Genomic DNA, 13,953 nt, shown 5'->3' on the forward strand with positions numbered 1-13,953 from the left:
GTGAATAATTTGGGACGAGGATAAGGTAAGGGGAACCACCCAGATCCATTCCGAACCTGGCCGTTAAGCCTTTATCTGCCGATGGTAGTACACTTCGTGTGTGCAAGAGTAGGTTTTTGTCCCGCCACTTTTCTTTGAGTCAACCTTTTCGGTTGACTCTTTTCTTTTTTAAAAAAAGAAATTATTATATATTTAACAAAAAATAAAGAAGCGGCTAAGCCGCTTCTATTTTATAAAGTTTTGTATATTATTTATTATTTTTTGACTTAATATTTTTCAAATATATTATTAAAATCAAAAGTGTTGAAAGTGCAAAAATTATTGCCCAATAGTTTATTGCTATAAATGCATAAAGATATAACCATAAAAATGCACCAACTCTATCTATAAAATTAAAATCAGGTGAATTTAATTTGTGTACATCATAAGTTACATCATTGTTTTTTACTGTAACCTTTATATAATGGTAAAAATCATGATTTTTGTTACTGCCAACAAGTTCTGCACCACCACCACCTGTAACTATATAAGGTATTCCTTCAAAATTACCTTTATAATATCCATGAATATGTCCAAAAAATATTTTATCTATTTTATATGATTTTAATATACTCATTAATTTTTTTGCATTGTTTAGATTTTTCATTGAATGACCAGGTTGGTTTTCCATTTTTACTCTTGGATCAAATATTGGTACGTGCATAAATATAAAAGTATGATCAAATTTTTTTGATTCATTTAATTTTTTTATTAACCACTTCATTTGCCACAAATCAATATTTTCTTCATTTGAATTATTTAAAACAATAAAATATGAATTTTTTGTATTAAATGAATAATATAATGGTCCAAACAACATGTTATATTTATCAGTACCACCATCGGCTACATCATGATTTCCACATACTGGTAAAAAAGGTTTGTTTAAAGTTTTTATTTGTTTTATAAAAAAACTATATTTTATTGGATTTCCATCAAAAACCATATCTCCCGTATTTATTATAAATTTTATTGAATCATCATTATTTACATCTTTTATTATTTTACTGAATGTAGAGATTGAATTTTTATTGTCTCCCATAACAACAAAAGAAAAATCATCTGTTGTTGTCGAATTGTTTATTTTTTGTACACTGTTATAAATTATATTTTCATCTTGATCATTTATAAATGGATATATAATTTTAATTAATGAAACTAATGAGATTATTAATACAAAAATTATTAATAATTTTTCAGTAAATTTTTTCATTTTATTTATCACCTTTCATTTTAATATACATTATGACCTAATGAAGTTGTATAAATTTTAAACCATTGTTCTTTTGTTAATTTTATATTTAATGAATCAATTGCAATTTTTAATCTTTCTACTTTTCCACTTCCTATTATTGGTAAAATACCTGCTGGATGATTTAAAATCCAAGCATATATAACTTTGTCAATAGAATTTAAGTTTAATTCTTTTGCTACTTCATTTAATACATTATTCAATTTTTTACTTTTTTCATCATTGGGTTTAAATAATAATCCTCCAGCATTAGGAGACCATGCCATTGGATTTACCCTTTTTTTCATTAAAAAATTAATTTCATCATTTTTAAAGTTTGAAAGATTGTATGGTGATACTTCAATTTGATTTGTAATTAATGGAAAGTTTAATCTTGATTCGATCATTTTAAATTGTTGTGATGTGAAATTTGAAACACCAAAGTGTAGTACTTTTCCATCACGTTTTAATTCATTAAATGCTTCTGCAACTTTATTAGGATTCATTAAAGGATCAGGACGATGTATTAATAATAAATCTATATAGTCTGTGTTTAAGTTTTTTAATGATGTTTCTACAGATTTTATTATGTGTTCTTTACTTGTATCATAGTACTTTATGTGATTTTTTTTTGAAAGGACAATGCCACATTTTGTAATTATCTGTATTCTTCTTCTCAAATCTTTTTTATCTTTTAAAACTTCTCCAAAGATTTTTTCACAAGTATAATTTCCATATATATCAGCATGATCAAAGGTTGTTACTCCAATATCGATATCTTTTTCAATTAATTTTAAAAGTTCTTTTTTTGTATAGTTCCATGTGTTCAAACGCATCATTCCATGTACTATTTTAGATAGTATTAATCCACTGTTTGAAAGATTAATTTCATTTGTATTCATTTTTTATCCCCCTTTTTATAATTGTTAGAAAAGAATTTTTAAATTTAATATCATCTTCTTTTGTTCTTTTTGAAGGACCTTTTATATTTTTTCCACTTCTTCTACTTTTTGCCCCAAGATATCTACTCATTAAAAATGAATCAATATTAAATTCGTTAAATATAATTCCACTAAAACTAATAGGAATAGTTTTTTTTGATAATGCTAATGAAGCTAATCCATAATCATTTGTAATAACTATATCTTTTTCTTTTGATGAATTAATTAAAACTAAGTCAACAGAATCTCTACCTGGAGCTACCTTTATTATTTTAGCATAATCAATATTTATATTATGATCAGTACTTGCAAAAATTATAACTTCAATATTATATTTTTTAGCAATTTCTATTATTATATTTTTTACTGGACATGCATCACCATCGACTAAAATTCTCATACTTTAAAAACCTTTGCATATATTAAAGTTGATTGTTCATATTTTTCTATTATTATTTTTCCATCAAAGTCAGTTATTTCTAAAGTATTTTCTGAATTTAGTGTATATTTTTTGTTTTCTATATAAAAATCAAACCTTCCATTTTTTGAATAAAAAATATATGTATTTTTTTTTTCTAATTTTTTAGAAATACTTTTGTTTTTAAAAATAATTTTTTTTATATCTCCATCAAAATTTTTAGAAAGCATTAAATTAAAATCAGTTACTTTTCCAAAACTTTTTGTTTCCCAATCTCCCATAAAAGAATCTTTTTCATATTGAGATAAAATTTTTTCATAATGATTTTCATGAATTAATTTTATTTTTCCTTCTAAAATCATCAATATTCTTTTTATTTTTAATAACTTTGTAAAATTAGATTTTTCTGTTTCAACTGTAGCTGTACTAACTCTCCATAAAAAATTTCTTTTCTCATAAATTGAATTTTCTGGATAGATTTTTAATTCTGTTGTTTTTCCACCAGACCATTTGGATATTTTTAATTTATTTTTTTCAGTAAGTTTTATCATTATTACCTCCTTAATCTTATTACTATTATACATCAATAAATCCATAATTAAAAAATAAATAAACGGGAGCATTGCTCCCGTTTAACACACAACATCACACAGAGGTAAAAAAAACTCCTGAATTCAGATACTCCGAAAACAGGATTTTTTAATTAATTTAAAAAATTTGTTCACTTTCTATTCCCGGAGAAAGTAAAAACTTATTTTTTAGGCAGTTCTCCTGACTTATAGTTCTTCCTACTAATCATACCTTCCCAGAAAAATTCCAGTGGTTTTTAATGATTTTCGTCGCTATTTACAGTGGCCGGACCGTTTTGGATTTACACCAAATTTTCTTTTAAGTCTTACGACACCTAAAAAATTTTATATTAACTTTTAACTTATTCTAACAAAAAAAATCGTTATTGTCAATTCAAATATTCAATAGTTTTTTAATTATTTTTGGGTATATTTTGTGTTCTATTATGTGTATTTGAGTTTCAAGGGCATCAATGTTTTTTGTATAATCTATTTTTATTATTTCTTGTTCTATAATCTTTCCTGTATCCATACCTTCATCAACATAATGTATAGTTACCCCTGTATATTTTACTCCATAATTGTAAGCTTTTTCAATAGAATGTGTCCCTGGAAAAGCTGGTAATAATGATGGGTGTATATTTACTATTTTATTCTTATAATAATTTACTATTTCTGGAGGTAATATTTTCATGTATCCTGCTAATACTATCAAATCAAATTTTAAGTTTTTTAATTTTTCAAATAATTTTTTGTTGTATATTATTTTATTTTTTTCAGATATTATTGTATAAGGTACTTTTAATTTTTTTGCTCTTTCAATTACATAAGCATTTTTTTTATTGCATATTAAATGAGTAATATTTATATTTTCGTTTTTTAAGGCTTCAAAATTAGATCCATTTCCTGAGGCTAATACAATTATTTTTTTCATCTTATTATTTCTACTCCAATACTTCCTTTTTCAACTTTACCTAATATTATGGGATCCTCGCCCATATTTTTTAATTCATCTAAAACTATTTTTTCATTTTCTTTTGAAACGGCATAAATAATAGTAATTCCCATATTGAATGTTTTTAACATATCATCTATATTTACTCCAGCTTCTCTTATTTCATCAAATATTTCTGGTAAGTTCCAATTCATATTTATTTTGGCAGTTAATCCTTCAGGTATTATTCTAATTAAATTTCCTTCTATTCCTCCACCAGTTATGTGTGCTGCAGCATGTATATAATTTTTAATTTTTAAAGTTTGTTTTACTATTAATTTAGTTGGAGCTATTATTTTTTTAGAATATTTTAATTTTTTTTCTTCTAATAGTTTTCTTACAAGTGAAAATCCATTTGAATGTACTCCATTTGATTTTATTGCAATTAAAATATCATTTTCTTTAACTTTTTCTTTTGATAGTATTTCGTTTTTTTCTACTATTCCAACAACAAATCCATCAACGTCAACCTTTCCTTTTGAAAATATTCCAGGTAATTCTGCTGTTTCACCACCTATTAATTGACAGTCTAATTTTTTTAGTTCTTTTGAAAGTTCTTTAACAAAGTTTGATGCGTCAATTGGGTTTAATTTGCCTGTTGCATAATAGTCCATAAAAAATAATGGTTTTGCTCCCATACATACTAAATCATTTAAATTCATGGCTATTAAATCTATAGCTGCTGTATTCCATTGTTTTTCTTCTTCTAATAACATCATTTTTGTACCAACACCATCTGTAGAAGATACTAAAACTGGTTCATTATAATCTTTTAAGTATTTATATATAGGGAATGTTCCTCCATATAAGCCTTTGTTTTCTCCAAGTTCTTCGCTTATATTTTCTAACATTTTATCAGCATTATCTATATTAACTCCACTTTTTTTATAATCCATTATTTACCTCCAAAGCAAAAGAAACAATAATTTTTATATTCTGATCCAAGAATTTCTTTTACACCATTCAATGAAACATATCCAAGAGAATCGGCATGAATTTCACTTTTTATATCTTCTATATTTTTTTGTGCTATCAAATCTTTTTTATTGGGTATATCTACTCCCCAACTACATGTATCTTTTACAGCAGGACTTGCAATTCTAACATGTACTTCATTAGCACCAGCTTCTTTTAACATATCTACAATTCTTTTCATGGTAGTTCCTCTTACTATTGAATCATCTATTAATACAATTCTTTTATTTTTTATAACTTGAATTATTGGAGATAATTTTCTTCTTACTCCTATTTCTCTATTGGTTTGTCCAGGGTTTATAAAGGTTCTTCCAATATATCTGTTTTTCATTAATCCTAATTCTATTGGTATTCCAGATATCTTTGAATAACCCAATGCTCCAGAAAAACCGCTCTCCATAACTGGAACAACTATATCTGCATCAACTGGATTTTCAATTGCACATTGTTGACCGAGTCTTTCACGCATTAAATGAACATTTCTTCCAAATACATTTGAATCGGGTCTTGCAAAATAAACATGTTCAAAAAAGCAATGTTTATATTCATTTGTTTCATGTTGTATGCTTTTTACTTCATATTTTGAAATTTCAACTGCTTCTCCTGGTTTTATTTCACGAATTTTTTTATAATTGGGGTTTAAAAACTTGAAACCACAATCTTCTGATGAAATATAATGACCATATTCATCTTCATAAATAGAAAGAGGTCTATAGCCTTTTTTATCACGTATAGCTATTATTCTATCTTCAAATAAAATTAATAATGAATATGATGGTTTAATATTTTCAAATATTATTGAGGATATTTCTTCAAGAGTCCATTTGTGTGGTGGAGTTTTTAACTTACCAACCAAAATATGCAAAATTAATTCAGTATCTGAACCTGTCATAAATATTGTTCCATTTTTTTCCAACTCTCTTTTCACTTTTTCAGCATTTTCAATTTGACCATTATGAGCTATTGAAAAGTACTCATTTTTATATTTTATTAGAAAAGGCTGAGCATTGTCAGCAGAAGAACCACCTTTTGTTGAGTATCTAACATGACCTATTCCAAGTGTTCCAGTTATTTCGTTCAATACTTTATCATTGAAAACTTGTGAAACAGTTCCAGATTTTTTATATAATTCTATTTTTTTAAAATTTGAACAGGCTATTCCAGCTGCTTCTTGCCCTCTATGTTGAAGAGCAATTAATCCTTCAACAATATAAGGAGATACATTAGCTTCATTTTTTAAAAAAACACCAAAAACTCCACATTCTTCCATTAACATAACTTAATCCTCCATTATTTTTTGAAGGGTATTGTAGTAACTATCTTTTAATTCATTCAAATGTATACTGCCAAAACCAGCATTGTATCCGTATTCAAAAGGCATTACTGTACCCAATTCAGTAAATTCCATTTTCATTTCAGTAACTAATTCTTCAAAAAGATTTGTTTTTTCTGCTGGAACAGAAACGATGAATCTTGATTGATTTTCACCAAAATATTCTTCTATTGATTCTCCAATTTTACCATTAAAACCTAAGTTACCAGTAATACAAGATTCAGCAATTGCCACTGCTAATCCACCATCTGAAACATCGTGAACCATATTAACTAAGTTTTTATCTATTAAATTCAAAATAACTTTATGAAGTCCAAGTTCAAATAAAGTTCTTACTCTATCTATAGTACCTCCAATGAACCCATTCATTTTTAAATATAAACTTCCGCCAATGAATTCTTTATTCATAATTGTTTTACCAACTAAATATACTTTATCTGAAGGAAATTTAAAGTCCATAGTCATTGTTTTCTTTAAATCAGATACTTCTCCAACCATTCCTATTACAGGTGTTGGATATATTGCTTCTGTTTCTGATTCATTATAAAAACTAACATTACCTCCAGTTACAGGAGTTTCTAATTCTCTACATGCAGATCCAATTCCTTTTATAGATTGTTCAAATTGCCAACGCACAGTTGAATTTTCAGGATTTCCAAAGTTCATATTATCTGTAATTCCTAATGGTTTTGCACCAACAGCAATTAGATTTCTTGCTGCTTCATATACTATATTTCTACTTCCTTCATATGGATCTAAAAATGTATAAAGTCCATTTCCATCTATTGTAACAGCAATTCCCTTATGATTCCCTTTTATCCATAAAACAGAAGCATCAGCTTTACCAGGGGTAATTACCGTATTTGTTCCAACTTTGTAATCATATTGTTCAAAAACCCATTTTTTATTTGTTATATTTGGATGTTTTAATAAATCTAATAATATTCTTCTTGAATTTGTTGTTATTTCAGGATATTTTCTGGCTCTATGAACATAAAAATATCCAGGAACTTCACTTTTTACATACAATTGTGGTGCATTTACCAATAGTTTTATTGGAACATTACAAAGTTCTTTTTCATTCATATATAATTTCATCTTTTTTTCATAAGTTGTTTTTCCAACAATAGCAAAATCTAAAAAGTATTTTTTAGCAATTCTTTCTACTTCTGCTTCCCATCCAGGTTCTATTAAGAACAACATTCTTTCTTGAGATTCAGATAACATTATTTCCCAAGGCTGCATATTTTCTTCTCTAACAGGTACATTTTCAAGGTTTAAAATACAACCTAAGTTACCTTTATCTGCCATTTCAGATGAAGAACTTAAAAAACCAGCTGCTCCCATATCTTGACAAGCAAGTACTCCTTGTAAAGCTGCTATTTCAAGCGTTGCTTCTATTAAATTTTTTTCAGAAAATGGATCTCCAACTTGAACAGAAGATCTTTCATCTTCTCCAGAAAGTTCTTTTGAGGCAAATGAAGCACCATGTATTCCATCTCTACCTGTTTTAGAACCAACGTATGCAAATAATTTATTATGTTGAGCAGATTTTGAAGAGGTTAATTCATCTTCCTTTGCTGTTCCAACACACATTACGTTTATTAAAGGGTTTGTAGAATATGTTTCATCAAAAGATGTTTCTCCAGCTACTGTTGGAACTCCAATTGAGTTTCCATAACCACTTATTCCTGAAACTACACCTTCAAATAAATGTTTTGATTTTGGATCAGTTAATGGTCCAAATCTTAATGAATCGAGTAATGCAATTGGTCTTGCTCCCATTGCTAATACGTCTCTTACTATTCCACCAATTCCAGTAGCAGCACCTTGATAAGGTTCTACTGCACTTGGATGATTATGGCTTTCAACTTTAAACACTATTGCAGTATCATCTATTTTAACATATCCAGCATTTTCATCTTCAATAGTTATTGGTAAAGTTTTTATTAAAGTTTTTGAATGTTTATATCCACAATGTTCAGACCATTGTGCAGAAAACAAATAAACTTCGAGTTCATTTGGTTCTCTTCCAAGTCTTTCTTTTATTAATTTATATTCATATGAATTTAAGCCAAGTTGTGTAGAAAGAACTTCTGGATTAATTGTTTTTTGCATCTTCTAAATACCTCCTAATGGATAAAAATATGTAAGCTCCATCTCCATTTCCAAGAGTTTTTACAGAGTTTCTTTCTGGATGTGGCATCATTCCGAGAATATTTAAATTTTTATTAAATATTCCTGCAATATCTTCATAGGAACCATTTGGATTTTCAACATACTTGAAAGCCACTTTATCTTTAATTAACTCTATATCCTTTTTTTCTATTTTAAAATTTCCTTCTGAATGAGCTATTGGTAAACGTAATTTCTTTTTTTCGATATATTTTGTAAATGGAGTTTCAAAACTTTCTACATTTACATCTACATCTTTACAAATGAACTTTAAAGATGTGTTTTTACTGAGAGCTCCTGGTAGCATGCCAGTTTCTGTTAAAATTTGAAATCCATTACAAACTCCCATGATTAATCCTTTTTTTTCAATTGCAAACTTTTCAACATGTTTCATTACTGGTGAAAACTTTGCAAGAGCTCCAGCCCTTAAATAGTCTCCATAAGAAAAGCCACCAGGTATGAAAATAAAATCATATTTTAAAATATTATCATAATCATGCCATATATATTCAGTTTCAAATCCACAGGAGTTTAATGCGAATTCTGCATCTCTATCACAATTAGATCCTGGAAAAACAATTATACCAGCTTTTATCATGCTAATACCTCCGTGGAAAGTAATTTTATTTCATACTTCTCTAAAACTGGATTTGATAATAATTTATCAGCAATTTCATTTACAATTTTTAGAGCTTTTTCTTCTGTTTCTTCATTTACAGTTAATTCTATATTTTTACCAAATCTAACACTGTTAACAGGATAATTTAATCTTTTTAAAACTTTTTCAGTTGCACTTCCTTGTGGATCTAAAATACCTTTTTTAAGACTTATTAAAACTTCAAATTTAAATGATTTCATAAATTTATCCTCCTAATAAGAGCTGTATAAGTATCTACAAGATCTCCTTTCCCTTCTCTATAAACGTCTTTATCTAATGATTCCATTGTATTTTTATCCCAGAATCTACAAGTGTCTGGAGAAATTTCATCAGCAAGTAGTATTTCATTATTGTTTTTTCCAAATTCAACTTTGAAGTCTACGAGTAATATATCAAATTGTTTAAAGTAATTATTTAAAATATTATTTATTTTTAAAGCTTCATTTTTTATATGTTCTAAATCTTTTTTTGAACATATATCTAAAGCAATAATTGCATCATCTGAAATCATTGGATCTCCTAAATCATCATTTTTTAATGAAAATTCAACTAAAGGCATTTTTAATTTTTTTCCTTTTTCTATACCATATCTTTTACAAAAACTTCCTGCTGTATAATTTCTTACTATTACTTCAAGTGGCATGATTTCAACTTTTTTAGCTAAAAAAGTTGTTTCATCAATATCTTTTATGAAGTGAGTTTTTACATTATTTTTTTCCATTAATTCAAACATAAAAACAGATATTTTTTTATTTATTTTTCCTTTACCTATTAAATTGTCTTTTTTTTCTCCATTAAAAGCAGTTACATCATCTTTGTAATAGATCAATACATTGTTTTCATACTCAAATAATTTTTTTGCTTTCCCTTCATAGATAAATTTTAATTCATTTACATTCATTTCAATTCCTCCCTAAATCTAATATTCTTTTTGCAAGATAAGCAGCATTTTTCATACCATGATTTCCTATACCCATTGTAGCTACAGGAACACCTTTTGGCATCATTGCCATGGAAAGGATAGCATCAACACCATTTAATGGGCCGACATCATGAGGAACACCTATTACAGGAAGGGAAGAAATGGAGGCTATAACTCCGGGAAGAGCAGCAGAAAGTCCAGCAACACCTATTATTACCTTAAAATCTTTTGAAAGAGTTTCTAAAAAACTTTGTAATTCTTTAAGGTTCCGATGTGCACTAAAAATTTTGAATTCATATTCAATATTCCAGCCATCAAATAATTCAAGTGCTTGATTTACAAACCCTCTATCTGATTCACTTCCAGCAACAATAAGTACTTTTTGCATAAAATATCCTCCTAAATTTATACTCGCCTCTCTTATCAGGAAGAGAGGCGAGTATAAATTTATTCACCCCTCTTCCTGTAGTCGGGTAATTTAAGGTAACCCGGTAGAAACATTCGAACCATATTATCGAACATATACAGGAAGAGGCTTAATATTTTTTACTTTTCAAAAACATTCTAACAAAATAAATTAGTTTAAAAGTTAAGAAATAAAAACTTAACCTTTAAGAATGAGTTAATCACCTTTCAACATCATCTCTCTTTGTTTCTTTTTATTTCGCTTTTCATATAGTAACAACATAGTAATTCCAACTATAAATACAAGTATTATAGGTAAAATTACAGTTAAAAATAAATGTAATTTCATATCATTTCTTAATTTTTTTAATAGGTCATAAACTTCTTGAGGTTGGTTTGGAGCATCTGTGGCATTGTTTAAAGCTATTCTTGCTAGTGTTTTGTTTTTTACAGGATCTTGCTTGTATACTGCTAAACCAAATTTACCCCAAAGATCATAATTTTTATTTAAAAGTTTTAAAGATTTTTCGTAAAAAGATACTTTATCATCTATATTTAAAGAATAATCGCCCAATAATTCGTAAAATCTTGGTAGTACTTTATTTACTTTATTAGATTGTTTTAGATTTTTTAATAATTTTTTTGCTTGCTGATATAAATTATTTTTTAAATAAAATTCTTCTATTGATAACAATACATAGGCATTATTTCGATTAGAGTCTATATATTCCTTTGCTATATTTAAATAAAGAGATTCATCATTTTTTTGTACTTCCGAAGGAATAAAGGAAATTTCACTTTCTTTTCTTGCACCAGTTAAAAAAAGTTCTTTCAAAATCATTGATTTTTTAAAGTTTAATATACCATTTTTTAATTCTTTATAAGCAAGTGATCTTATACCATATAATCTGGATTCAATGTTGAATAAGGAATAATAATAAGAATAAAAAACTGTTTCTCCATATTTTTCTTTTAAATAATTCAAAGTGTTCATTATTTCTTTGGCTATTTTTGGATCACCGCTTCTCTTCCAGTCTTTATAAATATATTCAAGTCTGAGAATTTTTATTAAATCATTGTTGTACTTATTATCTAAATTTGTTAAAGTTTTAATTGGTTTTAACATTTCAATTTGACTGAATGTGTCTAATGATTTAATTAAATCAATTATTGCTATATCTTTTTCATTATTATAATTTTTTTGAAAAGAATAAAATAACTTTTCAGCTTTAATTTTATTTCCTGTAAATCCAAATTTAAAGTATAGTTTATAATAGCCTATTATTTTTAATAAATCATCATTTGATTTTATTAATTGTGAATATTCAAAATTATTTAAGTATTCTTTAGTTATTTCACCAAAACTAAAAATTGAGAATAAGATAACAATTAATAAGATAAGCTTTTTCATTTTTTCTCCTCCAAATTAAAGTATAATATATGTTCATAACTATATTATACAGTAAATTTTAATATATAAACTTACAATTTTGTAAGAAATAAAATAATAATTATAATAGTATTAACATTTTAAAACAAAACAACGAGATTTAATCTCGCTGTTTTGTTTATTGTTTAATAAACTTTTTTTCTTCTTCTTTTAAATCAAGACCAAGTGTTCCACCTGGATTCATTATATTGTTTGAATCAAAATGTTTTTTTAAGGTTTTAAAAATTTCCATTTGATTTTTTCCAATTTGTCCTTCGAGCCATGGAGCAATCATTTTTCCAATTCCATGATGATGGCTCATTGTAGCTCCATACTTTTGAATGTTGTCGAGTATACCATGTTGGTAGTCAACATATTCTTCTATTGTATCCATTTTTGCTATAAATATGAAGTACAAGTTTACACCTTGAGGATAAAAATGAGACATGTGTGTCATACAAATAGTGTCTGGACGACTATGGCAATATTCTCTAACTCCTGTATGTACTTCTTCTAAATTTTCCCAATTTACAGTACATTCAAGAGTATCTATCATGATGCCAAAATCTCCTAAATCTTCTCTTAAATAAGGGTCTTTAAATCTTCCTTTTTCCCAGCTTTTTGTTATATAACCAGTTGTGTACATTGCACCATGTTTTTTACATATCTTTTTTATATTTTTCTTTACTAATTTTGAGAAATTTTTTTCTCCTTCTGTAAATCCAAGCATCAAACATCTTTCGCCTTGTTTATAACCTCGAGCTGAAATCATTTTATCTAAAAAAGTTCCTTCTACGCCATATAGTTTCAGAGCAACATCTGATTCTTCTGGATCGGATAGTCTGAATACTGATGGAAATCCAAACTGTCCTTGCATTATTTCACGAGCTGCTTCTTTTGCATCTTCCCAATTTTTAAAAATAAAACTGAACTTTTGATGATTTTCAGGCATATATTTGAATACTTTTAATGTGACTTCAGTTAAAACACCAAATGTTCCTTCACTTCCCATCATTATTTGATCTACATCTGGACCAGTTGACTGAGCTGGAAATTCTCCTGTTTTTATTATACCAGCAGGAGTTACATATTCTTGAGATAACACTATATCTTCTATTTTTCCAAAGTAAGTTGAGTTTTGTCCAGCTCCTCTTGTAACAACCCAACCGCCAACTGAAGAATATTCAAAAGATTGTGGAAAGTGTCCACAAGTATATGGTATTTTGGCATTGAATAAATTAACTGCATCATTCAATATTTTTTCAAGTTCAGGTCCTTGCATTCCAGGTTGAACGGTTATTGTTTGATTTTTTTCATTAAATTTGATGACTTTATTCATATGTTTTCTCATATCAAGAGTTATTCCGCCTTTAACAGCTTCAAGTCCTCTACAAACTGATGAACCTCCACCAAAAACATATACAGGTATTAATTCTTTATTACAGTAATTAACCAGTTCTTTTATATCTTCTTTGTTTCTTGGATACACAACTATATCTGGAATATTTTCTATTATTTTTTCTCTCATTCTCAAAGCATCTAACATTGTTTTTCCATAAGATACTCCAGCTCTTGTGTAAGTATCTTTTTTTATGTTTTCTTTTCCAACGATGCTTTCAATAGTTTTTATTTGTTCAGAGTTTAAATTTATTGGATGATTGTCTGGAACTTCTTCGAGTCCTATATTTTTATATTTTTTAAAGTCTTCATCAGTAACTTTGAATGTTTTTTTCATTAATTTATATAAATTTTCATTTGGATGTTTATATTCATTCCATTTTCCCCATCTAAAAAGTGAACGATATGATTTTTCTGGTGGCTTTTTTTCATACCAATTTGGTTCAAAACCTTTGTAGCTCATAAA

Annotated in this window: 14 protein-coding genes, 1 rRNA gene and 2 riboswitches; of the genes, 1 reads left to right on the forward strand and 14 read right to left on the reverse strand. The window is 27.1% G+C overall.

The window, feature by feature from the left end:
- Positions 1 to 10 precede the first annotated feature (10 nt).
- A 5S ribosomal RNA gene (gene rrf, locus IGS63_RS06890) occupies positions 11 to 125 on the forward strand.
- 122 nt (positions 126 to 247) lie between these two features.
- Here rrf and IGS63_RS06895 read toward each other — a convergent pair.
- From IGS63_RS06895 to IGS63_RS06960, 14 genes are all read right to left on the reverse strand, one after another.
- A complete protein-coding gene (locus tag IGS63_RS06895; protein WP_190613612.1) occupies positions 248 to 1,252 on the reverse strand; it encodes a metallophosphoesterase family protein in 1,005 nt (334 codons plus the stop codon).
- 20 nt (positions 1,253 to 1,272) lie between these two features.
- The gene (locus tag IGS63_RS06900) at positions 1,273 to 2,172 is read right to left on the reverse strand and encodes an aldo/keto reductase (protein ID WP_190613613.1); all 900 of its coding nucleotides are present in this window, start codon (positions 2,170 to 2,172) and stop codon (positions 1,273 to 1,275) included.
- Positions 2,159 to 2,611 (reverse strand): YaiI/YqxD family protein, encoded by a 453-nt coding sequence (locus IGS63_RS06905; protein WP_190613614.1) that lies wholly within the window; start codon positions 2,609 to 2,611, stop codon positions 2,159 to 2,161. Before IGS63_RS06905 ends, IGS63_RS06900 begins: the two co-directional genes overlap by 14 nt.
- Positions 2,608 to 3,180, reverse strand: coding sequence for a HutD family protein (locus IGS63_RS06910; protein WP_190613615.1), 573 nt, complete (start codon positions 3,178 to 3,180; stop codon positions 2,608 to 2,610). The genes IGS63_RS06905 and IGS63_RS06910 overlap by 4 nt, the downstream gene beginning before the upstream one ends.
- 193 nt (positions 3,181 to 3,373) lie before the next feature.
- Positions 3,374 to 3,552, reverse strand: a riboswitch (cobalamin riboswitch).
- Between the two features lie 40 nt (positions 3,553 to 3,592).
- Positions 3,593 to 4,132, reverse strand: a complete 540-nt coding sequence (purN, locus tag IGS63_RS06915; protein WP_190613616.1) for a phosphoribosylglycinamide formyltransferase — start codon at positions 4,130 to 4,132, stop codon at positions 3,593 to 3,595.
- Positions 4,129 to 5,088, reverse strand: coding sequence for a phosphoribosylformylglycinamidine cyclo-ligase (purM, locus tag IGS63_RS06920; protein ID WP_190613617.1), 960 nt, complete (start codon positions 5,086 to 5,088; stop codon positions 4,129 to 4,131). Before purM ends, purN begins: the two co-directional genes overlap by 4 nt.
- Complete coding sequence (gene purF / locus IGS63_RS06925; RefSeq protein WP_190613618.1) at positions 5,088 to 6,443, reverse strand: amidophosphoribosyltransferase; 1,356 nt, start codon at positions 6,441 to 6,443, stop codon at positions 5,088 to 5,090. Before purF ends, purM begins: the two co-directional genes overlap by 1 nt.
- Positions 6,444 to 6,446: 3 nt before the next feature.
- The gene (gene purL, locus IGS63_RS06930) at positions 6,447 to 8,618 is read right to left on the reverse strand and encodes a phosphoribosylformylglycinamidine synthase subunit PurL (protein WP_190613620.1); all 2,172 of its coding nucleotides are present in this window, start codon (positions 8,616 to 8,618) and stop codon (positions 6,447 to 6,449) included.
- Positions 8,602 to 9,270 (reverse strand): phosphoribosylformylglycinamidine synthase subunit PurQ, encoded by a 669-nt coding sequence (gene purQ / locus IGS63_RS06935; protein WP_190616131.1) that lies wholly within the window; start codon positions 9,268 to 9,270, stop codon positions 8,602 to 8,604. Before purQ ends, purL begins: the two co-directional genes overlap by 17 nt.
- On the reverse strand, positions 9,270 to 9,533 hold the full coding sequence (purS, locus tag IGS63_RS06940; protein WP_190613622.1) for a phosphoribosylformylglycinamidine synthase subunit PurS: 264 nt from the start codon (positions 9,531 to 9,533) through the stop codon (positions 9,270 to 9,272). Before purS ends, purQ begins: the two co-directional genes overlap by 1 nt.
- A complete protein-coding gene (gene purC, locus IGS63_RS06945; protein ID WP_190613624.1) occupies positions 9,530 to 10,234 on the reverse strand; it encodes a phosphoribosylaminoimidazolesuccinocarboxamide synthase in 705 nt (234 codons plus the stop codon). The genes purS and purC overlap by 4 nt, the downstream gene beginning before the upstream one ends.
- A 1-nt stretch (position 10,235) precedes the next feature.
- Positions 10,236 to 10,643 carry an AIR carboxylase family protein gene (locus IGS63_RS06950; protein WP_190613625.1) on the reverse strand — a complete coding sequence of 136 codons (408 nt, stop codon included), beginning with the start codon at positions 10,641 to 10,643 and terminating at the stop codon, positions 10,236 to 10,238.
- A 58-nt stretch (positions 10,644 to 10,701) separates the two neighbouring features.
- Positions 10,702 to 10,803, reverse strand: a riboswitch (purine riboswitch).
- Between the two features lie 74 nt (positions 10,804 to 10,877).
- Positions 10,878 to 12,071, reverse strand: a complete 1,194-nt coding sequence (locus IGS63_RS06955) for a hypothetical protein (protein ID WP_190613627.1) — start codon at positions 12,069 to 12,071, stop codon at positions 10,878 to 10,880.
- Between the two features lie 157 nt (positions 12,072 to 12,228).
- The gene (locus IGS63_RS06960) at positions 12,229 to 13,950 is read right to left on the reverse strand and encodes an FAD-binding oxidoreductase (RefSeq protein ID WP_190613628.1); all 1,722 of its coding nucleotides are present in this window, start codon (positions 13,948 to 13,950) and stop codon (positions 12,229 to 12,231) included.
- Positions 13,951 to 13,953: the final 3 nt, after the last annotated feature.

This window comes from Tepiditoga spiralis, from assembly GCF_014701195.1.
GTDB classification, from domain to species: domain Bacteria; phylum Thermotogota; class Thermotogae; order Petrotogales; family Petrotogaceae; genus Tepiditoga; species Tepiditoga spiralis.